17 protein-coding genes and 1 pseudogene are annotated in these 13,964 nt (G+C 36.5%); 8 read left to right on the forward strand and 10 right to left on the reverse strand.

Annotated elements, in window-relative coordinates:
- Positions 1-168: 168 nt before the first annotated feature.
- On the forward strand, positions 169-732 hold the full coding sequence (locus tag MKX72_RS15535) for a YitT family protein (protein WP_028414372.1): 564 nt from the start codon (positions 169-171) through the stop codon (positions 730-732).
- Positions 733-761: 29 nt separating this feature from the next.
- Here the strand turns inward: MKX72_RS15535 and MKX72_RS15540 are convergent, their stop codons facing one another.
- A complete protein-coding gene (locus MKX72_RS15540) occupies positions 762-1,646 on the reverse strand; it encodes a diacylglycerol/lipid kinase family protein (protein WP_028414373.1) in 885 nt (294 codons plus the stop codon).
- Between the two features lie 188 nt (positions 1,647-1,834).
- Between MKX72_RS15540 and MKX72_RS15545 the strand changes: the two genes are divergently transcribed.
- Positions 1,835-2,299: a DUF4306 domain-containing protein gene (locus MKX72_RS15545; RefSeq protein ID WP_235918740.1), complete on the forward strand. Its 465-nt coding sequence runs from the start codon at positions 1,835-1,837 to the stop codon at positions 2,297-2,299.
- Positions 2,300-2,353: 54 nt separating this feature from the next.
- Here the strand turns inward: MKX72_RS15545 and MKX72_RS15550 are convergent, their stop codons facing one another.
- Complete coding sequence (locus MKX72_RS15550) at positions 2,354-3,457, reverse strand: citrate synthase/methylcitrate synthase (RefSeq protein ID WP_033580593.1); 1,104 nt, start codon at positions 3,455-3,457, stop codon at positions 2,354-2,356.
- Between the two features lie 409 nt (positions 3,458-3,866).
- Between MKX72_RS15550 and MKX72_RS15555 the strand changes: the two genes are divergently transcribed.
- Positions 3,867-4,781: a LysR family transcriptional regulator gene (locus MKX72_RS15555; RefSeq protein WP_013083830.1), complete on the forward strand. Its 915-nt coding sequence runs from the start codon at positions 3,867-3,869 to the stop codon at positions 4,779-4,781.
- A 143-nt stretch (positions 4,782-4,924) separates the two neighbouring features.
- On the opposite strand, the pseudogene MKX72_RS15560 reads toward MKX72_RS15555, so the two are convergent.
- The 4 genes and pseudogenes from MKX72_RS15560 to MKX72_RS15575 all read right to left on the reverse strand — a co-directional run.
- Positions 4,925-5,275 (reverse strand): annotated as a pseudogene (locus MKX72_RS15560) (EamA family transporter); the annotation flags it as partial.
- A gap of 134 nt (positions 5,276-5,409) precedes the next feature.
- Entirely contained in the window at positions 5,410-6,234 is an 825-nt protein-coding gene (locus tag MKX72_RS15565) for an STAS domain-containing protein (RefSeq protein ID WP_029714452.1), read from the reverse strand.
- A complete protein-coding gene (locus tag MKX72_RS15570) occupies positions 6,221-6,886 on the reverse strand; it encodes a cobalamin B12-binding domain-containing protein (RefSeq protein WP_033580592.1) in 666 nt (221 codons plus the stop codon). Before MKX72_RS15570 ends, MKX72_RS15565 begins: the two co-directional genes overlap by 14 nt.
- A 352-nt stretch (positions 6,887-7,238) precedes the next feature.
- Complete coding sequence (locus MKX72_RS15575) at positions 7,239-7,502, reverse strand: hypothetical protein (RefSeq protein ID WP_155007974.1); 264 nt, start codon at positions 7,500-7,502, stop codon at positions 7,239-7,241.
- 152 nt (positions 7,503-7,654) lie between these two features.
- On the opposite strand from MKX72_RS15575, the gene MKX72_RS15580 reads away from it, so the two are divergent.
- Both MKX72_RS15580 and MKX72_RS15585 read left to right on the forward strand, forming a co-directional pair.
- Positions 7,655-8,437, forward strand: coding sequence for a PAS domain-containing protein (locus tag MKX72_RS15580; protein WP_033580591.1), 783 nt, complete (start codon positions 7,655-7,657; stop codon positions 8,435-8,437).
- A 238-nt stretch (positions 8,438-8,675) separates the two neighbouring features.
- The gene (locus tag MKX72_RS15585) at positions 8,676-9,509 is read left to right on the forward strand and encodes an STAS domain-containing protein (protein WP_034270201.1); all 834 of its coding nucleotides are present in this window, start codon (positions 8,676-8,678) and stop codon (positions 9,507-9,509) included.
- A gap of 36 nt (positions 9,510-9,545) precedes the next feature.
- On the opposite strand, the gene MKX72_RS15590 is transcribed toward MKX72_RS15585, so the two are convergent.
- The 3 genes from MKX72_RS15590 to MKX72_RS15600 form a co-directional block, all read right to left on the reverse strand.
- The gene (locus MKX72_RS15590) at positions 9,546-10,031 is read right to left on the reverse strand and encodes a hypothetical protein (protein WP_155007973.1); all 486 of its coding nucleotides are present in this window, start codon (positions 10,029-10,031) and stop codon (positions 9,546-9,548) included.
- 138 nt (positions 10,032-10,169) lie between these two features.
- On the reverse strand, positions 10,170-10,646 hold the full coding sequence (locus MKX72_RS15595; protein WP_014459392.1) for a hypothetical protein: 477 nt from the start codon (positions 10,644-10,646) through the stop codon (positions 10,170-10,172).
- 142 nt (positions 10,647-10,788) lie between these two features.
- On the reverse strand, positions 10,789-11,553 hold the full coding sequence (locus MKX72_RS15600) for a GNAT family N-acetyltransferase (RefSeq protein WP_155007972.1): 765 nt from the start codon (positions 11,551-11,553) through the stop codon (positions 10,789-10,791).
- A gap of 197 nt (positions 11,554-11,750) precedes the next feature.
- On the opposite strand from MKX72_RS15600, the gene MKX72_RS15605 reads away from it, so the two are divergent.
- Together MKX72_RS15605 and MKX72_RS15610 are read left to right on the forward strand one after the other, a co-directional pair.
- Positions 11,751-12,014, forward strand: coding sequence for a GlsB/YeaQ/YmgE family stress response membrane protein (locus MKX72_RS15605; RefSeq protein ID WP_013083841.1), 264 nt, complete (start codon positions 11,751-11,753; stop codon positions 12,012-12,014).
- Between the two features lie 157 nt (positions 12,015-12,171).
- A complete protein-coding gene (locus MKX72_RS15610; RefSeq protein WP_028414380.1) occupies positions 12,172-12,357 on the forward strand; it encodes an aspartyl-phosphate phosphatase Spo0E family protein in 186 nt (61 codons plus the stop codon).
- 43 nt (positions 12,358-12,400) lie between these two features.
- Here MKX72_RS15610 and MKX72_RS15615 read toward each other — a convergent pair whose 3' ends face one another.
- Positions 12,401-13,216, reverse strand: coding sequence for an STAS domain-containing protein (locus MKX72_RS15615; RefSeq protein ID WP_155007971.1), 816 nt, complete (start codon positions 13,214-13,216; stop codon positions 12,401-12,403).
- A 350-nt stretch (positions 13,217-13,566) separates the two neighbouring features.
- Here MKX72_RS15615 and MKX72_RS15620 point away from each other — a divergent pair, with 350 nt between their 5' ends.
- Positions 13,567-13,836, forward strand: coding sequence for a GlsB/YeaQ/YmgE family stress response membrane protein (locus MKX72_RS15620; protein WP_013083843.1), 270 nt, complete (start codon positions 13,567-13,569; stop codon positions 13,834-13,836).
- Positions 13,837-13,964 lie beyond the last annotated feature (128 nt).

Consider the following 13,964-nt stretch of genomic DNA (forward strand, 5'->3'; position numbering starts at 1 on the left):
CGAAGTTAGATTAACTATAGAATATCAGAGTTATAGAATCAATACTTTTTACATAATTTTCTTTTTTCTTCTTCTTTACTTCTAAATAACCTAAGCTTGTCATATACATAGATGGACGAGTACTCCCATTAAAATTTAACGTATAGGGTGAGGAATATTTTTTCGAGAGTGGTTTCGATTTGCTGTGGCAGCTTATTAATTGGACTAGGGCTAAACGGGTTTATTGCTCCGTATCACTTACTAGACGGTGGACTTATAGGATTTGGGCTTATCGTATATTATGTGTTTGGAACTCCTATCGGAATGTCCATTTTCTTTTTGAACGTACCTGTCTATTTATATGCTTTTTTTCGTCATCGCCAAAACTTTTTTTATGGAAGTATAGGTTTGTTTGTTTCTTTTTTTATGACAGAATGGCTGTCTATTCTCGAAGGCACGCTGGAGCTTCCTTTGATCTTTAGCTCATTGCTTGGAGGCACACTCGTAGGAATGGGAATAGGACTGATGCTTCGCTACGGCATCAGTTCGGACGGTCTGGATTTAATCGCTATTATTGTATCAAAAAAATGGAAAATCAATATAGGAATAACCATTTTTATCTTAGACAGTACGATTATGATAGTGGGCTTACATATTATCGGATTTACAGCTTTTTGCTACTCCATGCTTGTTATTACGATGAGCAGCATAATGATTATGCTCTTCACTTCTCCGCGATGGCTGTCTTCATAAAAAAAACGCTTGAAGTTTCAGCGTTTTTTTTATTTGTTTCCTACTATCATATTTATGTGATTGTGGAGAACCGTAATCGTTGAAGGTGTTGTCGTTTCTTTTTCTCCATCACAATCTACCGTTTTTTCAGGAGTGGTTTCAATATGGACTTCTTTTGTCCGAAAATGCATAAGGTTGCTTTCAGGGTCAAGCTGTTCCTCATCAGGAGTTGTTTGTAACCATGCCATAACCGGCTCGATTCCCATTTCTTTAATAACGAATACATCTAATAATCCGTCTTGAAATGAGCTGTTTCCTAGCATAGCGCGAGTTCCTCCTAAAAAAGGACCGTTCCCAATTAACACCATAACTGCTTCTCCTTCATAGGAAGCTTTTTCGCTCGTCATTTTTAATTGAAAAGGCTCTGCTTGATTTAACGTTCTACCTACGCTCATGTAGTAAGAGAGCTTACCAAATTTCTCTTTATTTTCTTCTAAAATATTTTCAGATACATCAGCTACGAGACCGATTCCCCAAAAGTTTAAAAAATAATCTTCGCCATGTTTTCCAACATCCACTGCTTCCGTCTGCTTTTCAATAATTTGCTCCACTGCTTTTAAAGGATTTTGATTCATTCCGATTGCACGCGAAAAGTCGTTGCACGTCCCTCCGGGTAAAATAGCAAATACAGGGCGTTGCTTCAGCGGAGCAAGAGCGTTGATCAACTCATAAATCGTCCCGTCTCCTCCTGCTCCAATAATGACATCCGCTTCGCCTTCCAATTTTCTTACCAGCTCGGCACCATCTCCAGGTTGCTCTGTTTTATATAAAGTAACCGCCTCAAATGCTGTGTTTAACCGATCACATATAAAGTCAATTTCATTTACTAATTTTTTGTTTCCTGCGTTTGGATTCAAAATCACTGCTGCCTTCATCTTTCTCTCTCCTCTATTCATATCTTCCGTTTCACCTTTTTTCCCTTTCTTTTGAAAAAACAAACCTTTTGAAATATGAACGTTTTATGAAACCATTCCAATAGTGCTTTTTTTACTTTCAAAACCTGCTATAATAATTTTCGGACTTGTATTAACAAAAGATGGTTATTGAGAGGAGCTTTCTATACGTGTCAATAAAATGTATGACGCAGCTATTCGCAAGTTGTTTTGTTTTTTTACTTTCCTCAGTCGCTACTTGGTGTAACGGCTCTTCGATGCTTGAAGGACCTTTATCAGCTAGTTTGACCGGAGGGCTAACAAAGTCCTCGGCGGTTCATCACTATTCTCACATCGATTATTTGTTATATACGATTAAATTCCACCCTCAGTTTCCAATTATGATGATGGTGAGCGGGATTTATTTGATTGTATTACTATCTATTATTGGGTTCAAAAAGCGGTATGGATTGATTAGCTCCTGCTGTTTATGTATCACAGCTCTCTTATGCTACAGCAGCTATAAACTTTCACATACCCCGACCGAAGGTGAACACGCCATGATTACCTCTAGCTTAGCTGCAGCAAGTTTATGCTTAGCAGTCGGATTATTCTATTTATTAAAGCGATTTTATTCTCAAAAAGAATATATTTAACCATATGAAAAAAACGTCGGATCTACCGACGTTTTTTATGTGAAATCCGGTTTATTATTGATTTTGCTCAACTGGCGTATAACCGATATAAGCAGACTGAGGTCGGTAAATACGATTATTTTCTGACTGTTCTACGACATGAGCTGTCCAACCAACCACACGGCTTGCTGTGAAGGTCGGAGTGAATAGTTCAGACGGAAGCTCAACCGCTTTCATAACCGCTGCAGCGAAATATTCTACGTTGGTATAAATGCCTCTCCCCGGCTTGTATTCATTTAGTAATTCAATTGTTTTATCTTCAATTTTAACAATTAAATCAAATAGCCCGTTGTCTCCTGAAATTTGTTTCGATACTTCTTTTAATGCTTCTGCTCTCGGGTCATGTGTACGATAAACGCGATGACCAAATCCCATGATTTTCTCTTTATTATCTAATTTTTTACGAACCCAAGGCTCAATATTCTCTTCACTTCCAATTTCATCAAACATGTTAATAACCCCAGAAGGAGCTCCTCCGTGAAGCGGACCTTTCATCGCGCCAATTGCTCCGCATATAGCTGAAACCATGTCAGATTCGGTAGATGAAATAACACGTGATGAGAAGGTTGAGGCATTCATTCCATGCTCAATTGTCAAAACAAAATAGGCGTTTAGCGCCGTAACCAAACTTTGATCTGGAATTTCTCCGTTAATCATGTATAAATAGTTTGCTACATGATCCAAATGCTCGTTAGGCTCTACTACTTCTAAATCATTCATTTTACGATACCAATAGGCAATAATGGTAGGTGTTACCGCTGTAATCGCAAGCGCCTGCTCTTTTGTCGGAGGCCAGCTGTATGAAGGGTCTCCTAACGCCGAGATACATGTGCGAAGCGCGCTCATCACTTCTGTATCTTTTGGCAAACAGTCCATTAACGCAACAATATTAGCTGGAAGCGTACGATGAGTCACCATCTCTTGTTTAAATGCTTTTAACTCATCATGATTTGGCAGCGTACCGTTCCAAATTAAATAAGAAACTTCTTCAAAAGAATAATTGATCGCCAAATCTTTTGCCCAATATCCGCGATAAATCAGCTGACCTTTCTCTCCATCAACGTGCCCTACTTTTGTTTCAGCTGCAACGATTCCTTCTAGTCCTTTAACATATGTCATCTCAACCACTCCCCCAATTATTTTTAACAAACCGGCCCTTTTTTTTATGTACGGCTCGTTTGCAGAATGAATAGACTCACCTTAGTGGTGCACTATACCATTTTATTCCTCTTTCTTAATTGTCAGAACAGTATACAAAATGAACATTTCAACACGTGTTATTTCTGCGCTCGCGGCTTTGTTTTACGGGAGAAAAAAATATTTTTTTAGGATTTTCTTCGAGGGTACTTTTTTGTTAACGCTTACAAATATGCGGGTTTCTAACGTATTTAGAGGAATTTGATGTGCTATTTTTAGATGAATCACTATTCACTTCCTTATGTAAGAGTTTACATTTATTTGAATCATAAGTAAAATAGATAAATAGAATAAATAGTATGAAAACTAAGAATACTAGTGAGGAGAATTTATGGATATTCGAGAACTGCAACATTTCATGGAAGTAGTTAATCAAAAAAGTTTCACGAAAGCAGCAGCTGCAATTCACTTGTCTCAGCCAGCATTAAGTAAAATTGTAAAAAAACTAGAAGAAGAACTCGGCGTAGACCTTTTTGATCGCTCTACTCGAAAGCTGACATTAACCGATGCAGGACAGATTGTGTACGGGCAAAGCCAAAAGCTGGTATCCACTCTTCACGAGCTGCATGCTCTGTTAGATGATTTACGAAATCTGCCTACAGGAGATATTAAAGTAGGAATTCCTCCTTTAGTAGGGACTGTTGTTTTCCCGATGATTGCAAAAAACTTTACATCAAAACATCCTCAGGTGAAATTAGAGCTTGTGGAGCTTGGCGCAAAGCGAATTGTCGAACTTGTAGAAAACGAACAAGTAGACCTTGGCATTATCGTATTGCCTATTCAAAACCCTCTTTTTCACGTCTATCCGTTTATTGAAGAAGAGTTTAATTTATACATTCATCATGAGCATCCCCTGGCAGCTAAATCAATTGTTGCTTTGAGCGAGCTTAGAGAAGAGCCGTTTGTCCTGTTCAGCAAAGATTTCTCTCTTCATGATCGCATTATTCATGAGTGCATTCAAGCGGGTTTTCATCCAAAAATAGCGTACGAAAGTTCTCAATGGGATTTGATTATTGAACTAGTTGCTTCTGAATTAGGTATTGCTATTTTACCAAAGTCCGTGTTTCCGAAAATCAATAATCCCTTTATTAAAAGTATTCCAATTGCCGCACCTACTCCAATGTGGGAGCTCGGCATCATTTTGAAAAAAGATCGCTATATGTCATATGCTACACGAGAACTTTTATCCTTCCTAGTAGACCAAGACATCATTTTGCCGTCTCATACGATGTCAGCAAACTCTTAACAAAAAAGCCTCTTCTTTCATTAGAAAGAGGCTTTTAGTCATCTTTTATATCTTTCTTCAATCTTTTTTGTCTTGCGATTAACTAAAAACAAGTCAGCAAATGGCGACTTGTTTTACAGCTGCTTTTTGAATAACACACTTTTTTAAAAATGTACTCCCAAAGCTTCACGATTGGCCATAAATACTCCTATTAAAATAAGAAGACCTCCGCCAATAATAGAAGGCGTGATAGCTTCATTTAAGACTACATAGCCGATTAACAGGGCGATTAAAGGAGATACATACAACCAAGTAGATGGAAAAACCGGATTTGTTTGGGCGATTAGCCAATAATATAAGCCGTGTCCAGCAATTGAACCAACAAAAATTAAATATACAATAGACCATACTGCATTCCAAGACATAATAGTCGAAACATGAATCTGCTCTGTACATAAAGATAGCACCAGTAGAAATATTCCCCCGTAAAACATTTGAATACCGTTAATTAAAAACGACACAGGACTTTAACGTCTTAACGCCATTTTTTCAGCTGAAATATAAAAAGATTCTTTAATAGATGTTTAATTATAAGAAGAGAAGTGTATACAGAAAGAGGAGAAGAATAACTTTCTTCTCCTCCACCCTTTTAACTCACATTTTTATTCACAGCAATAATTTCACTTAGATTATTCATATAAATAATTTGTTCACCAAACGTTCTATTTTTCAAAGCAGCCGTATGGTGCGGTTTCATGCCAATAATATAGCATGTAATCCCCATAAGATAGAAGGACTGCATAAAGCCTGCAAAAGCTTGAATTCCTTCGGTTGTTAATATATCTAGGCCCCCAAAGTCAAATAGAAGCGTGGTGTAATTTCCTTCATGTGCAAAGTTTTGCAAAATGGACGTATTTTCAGCTACAAGAGCTGTGTCTAAGTCTCCAAAAAGAGGTATAAGCCCTACTTTAGAGGATAATTTAATAAAAGAAGCGGACAATTGCTTAATTTTTTGTAATGATTTTTCGAGACGTTCTTTTTGTTCAAGCAGTTCAAAATCTGTATCTGCTAATCGTTTCCGATGGTCTTGAACAAGATTTGTTAGCTCTTGTATACGTTCATCTTGGCGAATACAAACTAAATGACCTATATCACTATCCCATTGAATTAAGCATTCAAACAGTGAATACGGCGAATCATTGGTTTGCATCACAAGCTCTACTTTCTGAATAGCCTGGCCTCGGCTTTGGACAAGCGTTTGCTCATCATGGGGTTCGTCTACAGACAATTCTCGAGAATCTTTTTGGCGCAAGCTTAAAAACTTTCTCGCCTTTTCTTGACTAAATACATCTACAAGATCTAAAAAATTAGCTGAAGGCTTAAATAAATGACCTGATTGTTGCGACCATTCCAAAATATTAAATTCAGTATCCACTAGAAAGTAAGGAATTGGAACATATTCAAGCATCGACATTAACTTCCACTCCTTTGTGATAACTGATTAACCAGTTATTTAGTTGGTAAAGATCCGGAATTAGGCGTGTATGCTCAGAACAGTAAGAATGGAAATCAATTTGAGAAACTAAACGCCCTCCTACCATTACTGTTGGTCTTGGTTCTAATTTGTCCAAAGTTTTGGTATATTCAGCAAGCCTCTCAATATGATAAGGAATGCTGACAGATAATCCTACCATGTGCGGCTTCCATTCTATAGCCATTTTCTCAGCGTATTCCAGAGGTAGATTGGCACCTAAAAAGCGAGTATTCCAACCATGTTCCTCAAACAATAAAGCCACCATCTTTAAACCAATGAAGTGCTGTTCTTGTTCCAAGCATAGAAGCAGTGCCCTTGGAGCGGTGTCTGAAGCGTGTCCCTGAATTTTTTTATAAAAGCGATAGCGAGTTAGCACATAATCACACGTCGTAGTTGCAACATGCTCATCAGCTACAGAAATGATATTTTCTTCCCACATATCTCCAGTTACTCGCATTGCGGTTGTAATTAAATTTTCATAAATATCTAGGCTGTTCTTTCCCTGTTGGATTTCTTCCAGCACAATTTCCCAAGCGCTGTCTTGATCACCAGCTAATAAATAGCCTACAAATTTTTGTACTTGAGATTTCATTGTTTCACCTCAGTAAACGTAAAGCTTTTAAGAAACTTGAATAAAAGCTTCTCGTCTCTCTTTTTCAAGATCGCCTAAAATGTATACCACTTTTAGACTAACACATGTTGCCAATAGCAACAACCTAAAAATAGAATAATAACTTTTAATTTTACTACACTCAGTAAAGTATGACTAGTATTTCTCTAAATATTCTCCTTTCCCTTTTATTTATGAAAAACACCTCGGCATTTTTTACCGAGGTGTTTTTCCAGTTGTCATTATTTCGGCTGAAAGAATGTAAGTTCGTTTCTTTCTCTTTTAAGCATCGCTACTTATTTTCCACTTTTAATAGACTTTCAAACATATGTATTTATGACTCTTCTGCTCCCCCCATAATACTGATAAGATAGAGCGCTGTCATAACTGAGCCGATTGTATTGCATATCAAATGAATATATTGGCTGGTCGCCATAAACAAGTATAAACTTAGCAACAGCAGCACCGTTCCGAACAAAAAAGACCATTTAAACAATGATAGTGGCCGCTTGAACTTTATACGCAAACAAAAAATGAGGATAAAGCCTACTAGCGCCATCACAAAGAAACTAACATTAAATAAATTGATTGTTATCACATTTGTTCACACTCCCTTTGCCCCCGAAACTATTATAACATATTTTTCCTTATCTTCATTCTTTCTCTAGAAGCAAACGCGTCGAAAATTGTTTTTTTGACGTGTTTATGTCACAATATTTTTATAAAATTTCCAAGGAATGAGGGAATGCATTGACTACACCTGAAGCTCAAGATTCAAAATGGTCCATTTTAAATAAGGCCCTTCATAGCTCACAATCTGGCATTATCGTGACGGATCCTTCTTTACCTGATAATCCAATTATTTACCTCAACCAAGGGTTTTCCCTTATGACCGGCTATAAGGAAGAAGAAGTATTAGGGGAAAATTGCCGTTTTCTACAAGGTCCTCTTACAAACCCGCACCACGTTGATGAAATTCGCAGCGCTATCAGCCGCAATCAGTCAGTCTCTGTTACGCTTGTGAATTACCGAAAAGACGGCTCTTTCTTTCATAATCAGCTAACGATTGACCCAACATATATAGAAGAAGAAGATAAATATTACTTTATCGGTGTTCAAAAAGACGTTACCATAGAAATTACAGCCCAAGAACAGCTTCAGCAAGCTTTGGAAGAAGTTGAAAGACTATCCACTCCTATCGTGCCAATAGAGGAAGGAATCTCTGTTCTTCCATTAATCGGAACGTTAAACGAACGGCGTATAGAAATGCTATTCAATAGTTTCACCTCGCGTAACACAACCAGCAAAGATCGTTATTTAATCCTAGACGTATCAGGGTTAGCGCAATTTAATGATTCATTCGGCCGTGATATTCTTAATATTTACAATTGGCTGAAGCTCATGGGAACTCAGCTCGTTTTAACAGGAATTTCTCCTAACATGGCCATACATATGAGCACTATAGAAGATGACATGTCCTTTATTTTAGTCTATCAAAGCATTAAAGATGCCTTACCGAAGCTAAAGCTATAAGCACAAGAAGTGGTTCTTTATGAAAAATAGGTAAAATGTATGAATAGGCTAGTTAAAAAATGTTTATTTTTTAATAAATTGGGTTTGAAATTATACAGTTAGGGAAAACAAGGCGTATAGGAAAATAAATGCGCTTCATAATGGATTTATTTATAAGCATCCTCACTCTAGATCAGGGGATGCTTTTATGCCTTTATTTATAAAATAATTAGACTATACATATGTAAGGAGAGTCTTCATGCATAGAAATCAGGACCTATATCATTTTTTTAAAGAACATTCTCTTCAATTAACTGAAGACTGGTACAATCAGCTCGACGATGAAAACGAGTTCTCCGTGTATTCGAGTAAAAATCCAGTAATTGTGAAAGAACTGAAGCAGCAAAATCAAGATTATTTTCAGCATTTATTTGACGTATTTATAAAAGATGAGGAATACTTTTTTTCCGATTTCCAGCAGTGGTCGGTCGAACTTGCACGTGATCCAAAGCATTTAAGTACGCCTCTTCACTTTATCGTTCGAGAATATTTTAATTCACAAAAAATTGTCGTTAATTACTTAAAGAAGTTTATCTCTTTGCACCCAGAAGAGGTAAGCGTGGATAAGATATTTATGTGGTATGACATTATTGTTAAAGCCTTTGATCTATCTATTTATATCTTTATTCAAGAATATCATAAGAATACGCAAGAACAGCTGAACGCTCAGAAAGAGTTAATTAATGAATTAAGTTCTCCTGTTATCATGCTTCAAAACAAAGTTGCCCTTCTGCCTCTTGTGGGGGATATTGGAACGGTCAAAAGTCAGTTTATTTTAGAAAACACGCTTCAGCAATGCTCGGAAAAAGGCGTTGAACATTTATGTATTGACCTGCTCGGTGTAGCTACGATTGATACGATGATGGCACAAGAGATTTTCAATTTGGTAAAAGCTCTTCGTTTAATTGGTGTGCAAACAATTTTATCTGGAATTCGACCGGAAATTTCTCAAACTGCAATTCGCTTAGGGCTTTCATTTGAACATGTTAAAACTACTTCTTCTCTTGCACAAGCACTTAATTCTATTGGTTAAACATATGGCTCTCTATTACAACATAGAGAGCCATATCTATGGCGTTTCAAATTTTACTGGAGTATAGTAGACACGCCCGATTAACTTTTTCCCGTTGTTATCTTTCCAGTCCGCTACGAGTATATACCGATCACTGTTACTGTGAGAGGCAGAATCTACTGTAATAGCAGCAGATGTTTTTTTTATGTCCTTTTTTTCTACTGTGTTTTCATAAATAGACTGATTGCGAATTTGTTTGTAATAAAGCGCATTAGGTTTTTTACCATCTATTTTAATGGATACTTGACCACCTTGAGAGACGGGAATACTATCTTTCATAACAATTTGTCTGAAATTTTTTCGTTCGCCAAAATCAGCTTCACATTCGGTCCAGCAAAAAAATAAAGGCTTAATGATGGCTTCTTTGCCTTCGGCTATTATTTTTATAGCGGGTGGATAAGGATCTTCAAGCGTTTCAGCTGTAGGAACCTGACATGCGGTTAATGAAAATAAACTAAATAGGATAACCACCACTTTTTTCATACTATGTCCTCCCTTTTTTGTGAACGTGGTGCACGTAAGTGAGTGGGTGCATAGTATACTCTTTCGCCTGCAACCAAAAGATTCCTTTTATAATCAACAAAAAAACAGCTGCCCATTTGTTTAGACAGCTGTTTTTTTCTATTTACTTAGCATGCTTATTTCTTTTTTCATATCTTTTTCTACATATTCCATTAAATCAGATACGTAGGTTTGAAGCGGTTTTGTTGCGTCTTTGTGATCATTCATCGTTAATTCATAAATGCTATCGATATTATCAATCATCAGTTCCATATCATCGATGACGCCCGTATGCTTATACATCGTTTTCATCGTAGGATCAAGGGAAGCTAATTCATTATATTCATAGTTTATCGTATTTGAAATATCATCGAGTTCATTGATAAATTGCTTTTTGGTTTTTTTTTCGGCCATAAGCTGATTATACTCTTTAAAAGCAGTTTGAAGGTTTTTCTGAGAGGCAGTCAATACTTTCAGCTGTTCTCGTCCTAAATAATAATCATAAATACTAGTAACAGTAAAATATCCCCCAAATGTGAGCGCGATTCCGACAACTAAACCTATCCAAAACGTGCTCGTTTTAAAAAAATGTTTCATAATGACTCCTTTTATCTGTGTTCTATGTACAACACTAGCTCATGCTGCTGCTTTTTCCTAGGATACACCAAAAACGAAGTGGAAGCTACACTTTTTTAAAATTTTGTCGAATTTTGTCTCTTGTTTCACAAGCTTCAGCACATTATTTTCCATCTCTATTTCTCCATCTGTATACATCAAATTCGTTAACCGCTGTAAAACCAAGTTTTTCATAGGCTGGCTTTCCTGCACTTGTAGCATGCAAAATACACGTATCTGCCTGTTTTTTTGCTTCAGTAAGAACTTCCTTCAAATAGGCGATAGCCAGGCCTTTTCTCCTCATATGTCTAGCTGTAGTGATACAGTACAAACCCGCTGTACCGTCATAAAAAAAGAGAGACCCAGCTACAGCTGGCCGGTTGTGATAAAGACCCAAATATAAGTGATATTGGTCAGTGTGCTGCATAAGCTCCCTAAACCTTTCAAGAAAGTCAGCTTGATATTCTTTTGGTTTTTGATAGCCGTCTATGTATACCGTTATCCATTCTTTCAATTCAGCTTCTGTGTGCACTCGCTTACATTGAAACCCTTCTACTCCTGTGTGTACGTATTCTTTTTCTTGAATGTGCTGAATCATTCCGATCCATTTTTCATAAGGAACAAATCCATTTTTATGAAGAACTGGACCAAGGTTATCATATGAAGATGGACCAACAATCCATAGAGGTTCTTCCCCTTCCGAAGAGCACATCCCTAACGCAGTCTCAATATGACGGGTTCCTGCATATATGCCGCGATTATAAGGAGATGCAGAAATCCATTTCATTTCTGGTGTATCCACCTTCACAGATTTCTTCGTATGCTGAAAATACATCCAGTGCTGAATCAAGTGCTGTTCTACTATATCGCTTTGATTTTTTATTTTCACTTCATGTCTCCTTTCTCTTCTAAACTATGTTCCTTTTTCTATTATATACTAGTTAGTCTATTTTCTATGACTCTATCCCAGTTCTTAAGTCCTTTTCCAAGTTTTTTTATTTTTTTTGTTATTCTATGAATAGTTTTCTTTTAAGTGGGGTACTAACCTATATAAGCAATACATCATTAAAAAGGAGGATGATATTTATGTCATTTTTATGGGCACTTATTGTAGGTGGTATTATTGGGTGGCTTGCCGGATTAATTACGGGAAGAGACGTTCCAGGAGGTATTATTGGTAACATTATTGCTGGTTTTATCGGTTCTTGGTTAGGTTCAGCTATCTTTGGAAGCTTCGGACCAGTTGTAGGTGGATTTGCTATTATTCCTGCCATTATCGGATCAATCATTTTAGTATTAATCGTAAGTTTCATTATGAGAAAAATGCGTGGTAGTCATAAACATGCATAATAAATTATTATATTAGAAAAAGAACCTCTGTTGAAAAAGAGGTTCTTTTTTTATATGGAAAATTCTTAAGATTTACTATTTTTAATTTCATAATATTGAAAAATAAACCTATTAATGTTAATTTAACCATAATCACTATAAAAAAAGAGGAATTAACATGCTGCTTTCAACCCATCAAAAAGACAAATCCATGTACCAAATACTAATAGAAGAAATCGAACAGACACGAACGTTGATGATTCAAACGGCTGTCCGTGAAGGAATGACAAGTCCTAACACACTTCAAGTTAGTCAATCATTAGATGCTTTGTTAAATAAACTTCAAATTTTCTTCTACCAATAAAAGCCCATGAATATGTAACCATATCATGGGCTTTTGTTTTATATTAGTCCGCTTGATTAACATATTCCACTGCTTGGTGAAGGCTACTGAAAGTCGTAATATCAGCCAAATCTAACCCTAAGTTCACCATCGTCTGAGCAATTTCAGCACGGATACCGCTTAAAACCACTTGAATTCCTAATAATCTTAAAGCACCGATTACTTTAAAAATTTGGTCCGCTACCATTGTATCAATAATTGGAACCGCATATAAATCAATAATCAACCAATTTAGCTTGTACTCGCTGCCGTGCTGAAGGGCATTTTCCATTAAAATTTGAGCCCGATTTGTATCTAAATCGCCAACAAGAGGAATCACGCCAATTTCTTTCGTAATGCGTACTACAGGAATTGAAAGTTCATCAATTGCATAGCGAGCGGATTGGATTTTGTTTGCAAAGTCGGTCATATATGATTTACTAACCCAGTGCACAGCCTTGTCCACTACTAAGTTGAAACGAGAAATAACTTGATAGAAGGCATCAAACGTAAATGTTTCAGTCTTTGCTTCTTCTTTAATAATTTCCCCGATAATATTTCGGTAATAGCTGATTTCTTCTAATGCTACATCCAGCGGAAGCTGAAGGACAACAAGTAGATTTGCTACTTCTCTTCCCCATTCCTCAAGCACTTCAAAGTTTTTCGTATCATTTGTTGAGACAGAATCAGCGTATATTTGAATTAAATGAACGCGCCACGGTTCTAACTGTTGTTGAATACCTTTGTCTTCATCTTGTTTTTGTTTTGAGAACTCTTCTTTTTTTTCTAGAATTAAATTCGTAATGTGTTTAAGCTTTTTATCTAATAATAATGACTCCATATTGTTCTCCCGTTAAGAATTTGTTTACTTAAAATGATATCACATATACCGTTAAAAAAAGTAAAACCAAGGGAAAAAGCTTTTAAAAATGAACCAGATGTCCCCTTTTGCGAATAGAATGAGCTAAATTGAATCTAAAACGTACATAAGCTGAACTTCTCTCCTTTATTTTATCGTTACATTCACGGTGAATTCTCATACATAACTCTTCAATTTAATGTTGGGCTATCTTAGCATATATGATAAATAGATGAAAAAATGTAAAAGGGTTTGCAGCAAGCATGTCGCATGACAAAATGTGTTTTAGGAAAGACTGAAAAGGAATTCCCTATAAAAAGGAGGTTAGGTATATGTCATTTATTTGGACTCTTATTGTTGGAGGACTTATCGGGTGGCTCGCCGGTGTGTTAACAGGACGAGATGTTCCAGGTGGAATTATCGGAAACATCATCGCTGGGTTCATTGGAGCATGGTTAGGCTCTCTAATTTTTGGAGATTTCGGTCCAGAGATCGGCGGATTCGCAATTGTTCCTGCTATTATTGGTGCTGTTATTTTAGTTTTAATTGTGAGTTTTGTTTTACGCAAAATGCGCGGAAATAATAATCATCGACACGCCTAAATAAAAAAGAGAAATCAGCGTCTTGATTTCTCTTTTTCCCTTACTTCTTATAGCAAAATGTTTTAATAATAGACCTACCTGTAAGTTTAATTCTTTATGGCTACATTTAATAATTGCTGCTTGTCACC

The organism is Priestia sp. FSL R5-0597 (assembly GCF_038006305.1).
Classification (GTDB): Bacteria; Bacillota; Bacilli; order Bacillales; family Bacillaceae_H; genus Priestia; species Priestia zanthoxyli.